4 protein-coding genes and 1 pseudogene are annotated in these 5323 nt (G+C 65.6%); 1 reads left to right on the forward strand and 4 read right to left on the reverse strand.

The features are described from left to right. From A9X05_RS31895 to A9X05_RS02020, 4 genes and pseudogenes are all read right to left on the reverse strand, one after another. Positions 1-1090: acyltransferase domain-containing protein (locus tag A9X05_RS31895; protein ID WP_368664913.1), on the reverse strand; the 1090-nt coding region annotated here is incomplete at its 3' end. Positions 1091-1267: 177 nt separating this feature from the next. Continuing rightward, positions 1268-1489 (reverse strand): annotated as a pseudogene (locus tag A9X05_RS31900) (ketoacyl-synthetase C-terminal extension domain-containing protein); the annotation flags it as partial. Continuing rightward, a complete protein-coding gene (locus A9X05_RS31905) occupies positions 1384-2712 on the reverse strand; it encodes a beta-ketoacyl synthase N-terminal-like domain-containing protein (RefSeq protein WP_368664912.1) in 1329 nt (442 codons plus the stop codon). The gene A9X05_RS31905 and the pseudogene A9X05_RS31900, both read right to left, overlap by 106 nt. Positions 2713-2896: 184 nt before the next feature. Further along, the gene (locus tag A9X05_RS02020; protein WP_156675662.1) at positions 2897-4663 is read right to left on the reverse strand and encodes an NAD(P)/FAD-dependent oxidoreductase; all 1767 of its coding nucleotides are present in this window, start codon (positions 4661-4663) and stop codon (positions 2897-2899) included. A gap of 121 nt (positions 4664-4784) precedes the next feature. On the opposite strand from A9X05_RS02020, the gene A9X05_RS02025 reads away from it, so the two are divergent. After that, the coding region (locus A9X05_RS02025) for a cation:proton antiporter (protein WP_231978227.1) at positions 4785-5323 on the forward strand (539 nt) is incomplete at its 3' end.

Raw genomic sequence — 5323 nt, forward strand, 5'->3', positions numbered from 1 at the left:
GGGGATGCACCGGGTTGTAGTGCAGGTCCTCCGCGGCTTCCTGCGTTTCGTTCCAATACCGTTTGGACTGCCATGGGTACAGCGGAAGCTTCAGCGGCCGCGCCCCGTGCCGGGGGTAGAGAGCCTCCCACCTCACAAGGTGCCCTTCGCAGTGCAGCGCGCCAAGGCAATTCATCAGCGTGCGGCCATCGTCGGCGTCGCGCCGCTGCGTCGGCAAGACCACCACCTCGGCCTTCTGGGCGGAGGCGATCTCGACGATCGACGTCGCGAGGACGGGATGTGGCCCGAGCTCCACGAAATGGGTGTATCCGTCGTCGAGCATTCGGCTCACCGCGGGTTCGAAAAGTACTGTGGCGCGCGTGTTCTGCCACCAGTACGCGTCGCCGGTGGCGTAGCCCTCCAGGCGTTCGCCAGTCACCGTGGAATACAGCGGGATGGTTGCCGGGCCCGAAGACACGCCCTGCAGAGCGCCGAAGAGGTCTTCTTTCACCGCGTCCATGTAGTGCGTGTGATACGGCACCTGCACGTTGAGGAAGCGATTGAAGATCCTGAGCTCGTCGAGTCGGCGGGCGATGCGGCCCAAGGCGTCACCATCGCCTGCGATGGTGACCGCAGACGGACTGTTGACCGCGGCGATGGATACACCCGGCCCGATGGCGTCGACCGCAGGGATTTCCAGCGCCTGCATCAGCGATTCGGCGCCGAGGCCGACAGCGAGCATGCGGCCCAGACCTCTGGTGCGCTGTTGCAGACGACTTCGGTGGTAGATGACGCGGATCGCCTGTTCGAAGGTGAGGACGCCGGCCAGGTAGTGGGCGGCCACCTCGCCGGCGCTGTGCCCCACCACGGCGTCGGGAATGATGCCGAATTCTTTCAGTTGCTCGGCCAGCGCTATCTGGATGGCGAAGTTGGCGGGCTGGGCCACATCCGTCTCCGACATCCGAGAGCCCGTTTCGTCGGCGCGGAGTTCGTCGGTCAAAGACCAATCGGCATAACGGGATAGCTCGCGATCGCTTCGCGCGATGCTGTCGGCGAAGGCGGGATAGGCGTCAAGCAGCCCCCGGCACATCTTCCACCATTGGGGCCCCATCCCGGTGCAGACGAACGCCACCTTCGGCTTGGCCGGCGGCGTCCGGTCGACCGGGCTCTGCCCTTCCGCCAGGGCTCGAAGCTGACTCAGCGCGTCGGCCACACCGTCCGCGACGATCGCGCGGCGATGCGTCAGGTGCGTGCGGCGCCGGCTCAGCGTGTAGCCGAGGTCGTGCAGTGAGATTTCCGGGTGGGCGTCGAGGTGTTCCGCCAGCCGACGGGCCGTCGCGGCTAACGCCTCTTGCGAACGCGCCGAAACCGGCAGCACGGCCAGCGGCAGCTGCGGCGACCGCTTTAGGCCGGCTGGACCGGGAAACGGCGGCTCGGCGAGCACGACGTGAGCGTTGGTGCCGCCGAAGCCAAAGGAGTTGACCCCTGCGACGCGTCGCCCGTTGCCCGGAAACGGACGACCGGTGGCCGGAATTTCGATACCCGAATTCGCAAGCGGTATCGGATCATTGAGGTGCAGGTTCGCCGGGATGTACCCATGTTTGAGCACCAGCGCCGCCTTATCAATCCGGCGACCCCCGCGCCGGCTTCCAGGTGGCCGATATTGGTCTTGACCGAGCCGATCAGCAGTGGATCGGCCGGTGACCGGTTCGCAGCCAACACACTGCCGAGGGCCCCGGCCTCGACTGGATCGCCGACCGGGGTGCCGGTGCCGTGCGCCTCCACATAGCCGACCTCGTCGGGACGGATACCCGCCCTGCGCAGCGCCGTAATGATGGCCGCCTCCTGGGCCGCGGCGCGGGGCACCGTGATGCCGTCGGTGCGGCCGTCCTGCGACACGGCGGAGCCGAGAATCTGAGCGTAGATTTCGTCACCGTCGGCCACCGCGCGCTCGAGCGGCTTGATGACGACGACGGCGCCGCCTTCTCCCCGCGCGTAGCCGTCGGCGGAACGGTCGAACGCCTTGCAGCGCCCGTCGGGACTGAGGAATCCGCTCTTCGATTCGGCGATGGCGGTGTTCGGCCCGATCATGACATTGACCCCACCGGCCAGCGCGACGTCGCATTCGCCGTTCCAAATGCTCAGCGCCGCAAGGTGTACGGCGACAAGTGAGCTCGAGCACGCCGTGTCGATCGTCATGCTGGGACCCCGGAAATCGAAGGCGAACGAGATCCGGTTGGCCAGCATCGTCATCATCATTCCGGTGGCGGAATGGGCCTTGAATCGGTACCGGCTGGAGCGGCCCCGATTCTGCAGAAGTTGGTAGTCGAGGGTGAAACCGCCGACGAAGACGCCTACCTCGGTTCCCGCGAGGCTGTCCGCGGATATTCCGCCGTCTTCCAGCGCCTCCCACGTCGTCTGCAGCAGGAGGCGTTGCTGCGGATCGATCAGGTGCGCCTCGCGGGGAGAGATTCCGAAGAATTGCGGGTCGAACTGGTCGATTTCGCTGAGGAACCCGCCTCGCCGGGTGACCATCTTGCCGACCTTGGCGGGGTTCGGGTCGTAGTACTTTGCGGCGTTCCACCGGGATTCGGGGACGGTGTCGGTGGCGTCGGTTCCGCTGCAGAGTAAGTGCCAGTAGCTTTCCGGGGTCCGCGCACCGCCTGGGAACTGACAACCGATTCCGACGATCGCCAAGGGTTCACGAGTCCCGGCTGCGGCGCGCATGTTCATCCTTTCGCCCTACGACCGTGCACCGGTCCGCGCCGGATCGCCTTCGAGGAGTGCGATGCGTGCGCATCCCGCGTCCGCTGTGCGGGATACTCCGCGCCCCGGCCCGACCGAGGCGCTGGCCGGCCGCCGGCGAGTTCACTGGCCTCGACCGTGAGAACCGGGTCGTGCGCGAATCGTGTTCGGGTCAACGTGGTTCGAGTACGGGTGCGTCGCCGAGGATCCACGCCCGGCTGATCGGGTTGATTTCCTGCTCGTGGCGGTAGATGGCTCGCAGTTCCCGCAGAAGCGAGTCGCGTTGCCACGCCTGCACCTGCTGCATGACACCGTCTTCGGAGAACCGGTCGCACTTCTCCGAGATCACGGTCTCCACGAGCTGGCCGGCCAGCTGGTGCAAGAGGCGGGCGTTCGCGCGAAACTGCGCGGCGAAGTCCGGGCTTTCGCCGATCATCGCGGTGTGCAGGCTGACCATGAAGTTCAACGGTGAGTACAAATCGACGAACCCGGCCGACGGTCGTGCCGTCTCGACCGCGGCCCATTCCCGGAAGAACCTTTGCGTGCGGTTGCTGAGCTTGATCAACCCCTCCAGGTGAGGAACCACCTGTGGATCGTCGGCGACAGTGACGAACCGCCCGTTCCGGTAGAGCAAGCCGACAAAGCCCCAGTAGAAGGCGATGTCCCAAATCACCTTGGCGGACATCACGGCCGGCGAACCCATCAGCGCGTATTGATCGCAGTACACGGCGAGCCACATGTCGGTGAGGGATCGAAACAGCGAGTCGCTGATTCCCGACCGCGCGACGACGTCTTCACCGTCGAGTTCGCGGACAATCATGTCGGTGATGAGGCCGTTGCCGATGGCGACGAGGTCCAGGCCCGACGAGTACAACGGATCGAGGAAGATCCCCGAATCTCCGGTGAGACACCAACGGTCGCGGCCGTCGTAAACCTTCGTGGCGCCGTGACTGTAGTTTTTCATCACCCTGAAGTCCTTGATCAGGTGTTCGTGTTCTGCCAGCACCGCCGCGCATTGCGGCTCGTGCTCGGTGAGCCACGACCGAGCTTTGCTGAGGGTGTTGAAGCGGTCGAACGGGTGGAACGCCGGGTCGGCGACGATGCCGACGCTGGTGGATCCGGACGCGAGCCGGATCAGCCAGACCCAGTAGCCCTCCCCCATCAAGTGATTCGTGGACAGCGCGCGATCACCCTCGACGATGCGGGCCTGCCAGGCCGGATCCTCGCTCCACCGGCCGACGTCTATTTCGGCGGCGACACGCAACCACACCGCATTGCAGTTGTGTTCGTTGGCGCGCCGTAGACCCAGTTGGCGGGCCAGCGCACGATTTCGTCCGGATGAATCCACCACCCAACGCGCCGTCGTTCGGGTGATCGTGTCACCGCTCTGGATGGAAACGGTGTGCGGGTGTCCGCCGGAACCGCACTCGACCGAGACCGCGCGGCCGCGGCGGACGTCGATGCCCGCCGAGTGGCAACGTCGGTAAAGCTCGTTCTCCAGCCTGCCGCGGTCGATCTGGTACGTCACCTGGGGGATGTAGGAGGAACTGCCGAGTTCCAACCGCTCGGCGATATCGGTGTTGCCGCCGTGGGAGAAGAACATTCGCAGGCCCATCTTGCGGATCTGCGACGTCTGCAAGTGCTCGGCCAACCCAATGCGTTCACGGAGGTAGTGGGCGGAAACCTCGACCGTCGATTCGCCGACTGTGTGGGTGATCTCAGGCACTGGGTGGGAGGTGGGCGAGATGACGGCGATGCGGGTCTGGGGCCTGGCGGTTTGGATCTCCAGCGCCAGGGTCAGCCCCGCCGCACCACCTCCGACGATGGTGACGTCGTGATCGGAGCCGACCTTGTCGGCATCCAACAGGCCCTTGATCCTTCGCGCCAGCGTCTCGCGCGCCTCGGGGCTCAACTGCGACAGCTGCGCGCGCACGTCCACACGTCCACCTCTTGCAAAGCCAGGGAGATTAAGTTACTTAATAGTTAAGTACGTTACACGAAATGAGGACTCTCGCAAGCCTGCAAGCCCACGGCGTCGAGGTGGCGGGACGCTGGCGGCATTGCGGCCAGATGCGCTGCGGCAAAGCCGATCTCAACCGTTCGTCGCGCTTGGCGCCCTGATCAAGCCGACCACAGACACTCAGGACGTCATCATGCCGGCAGCAACCGCCGTACATTTCTTCCTCGAACTTGCCGTCATCCTCGGAACATGCCGGTTCGTCGGGCTGGTTGCGCAACGCTTGGGGCAACCCCAAGTCGTGGGCGAGATGATTGCCGGCGTACTTTTGGGCCCCTCGCTGCTGGGCCGGCTCGCGCCCGGCGTGCAGCACGATCTCTTTCCGCCCGGGCAGGCGAACACGGTGCTCTACACCGCGGCGCAGATCGGCCTGGTCTTGTACATGTTCCTCGTCGGCCTCAGCTTCGACGCCAACCTCGTCAAACACCGCGCCGGCACCGCGGCGGCGGTGTCGGCCGCGGGCATCCTCGCGCCGCTTGCCCTGGGTGCGCTTGTCGCCCTGCCCCTGCTGAACAGTGGCGTGCTGTTCGGAAAAGGCGTCTCGCTCGCCTTGGCGATGATGTTCCTGGGCGCGTCGATCGC

The sequence above is a fragment of the Mycobacterium sp. E3298 genome (genome assembly GCF_001666895.1).
GTDB lineage: Bacteria > Actinomycetota > Actinomycetes > Mycobacteriales > Mycobacteriaceae > Mycobacterium.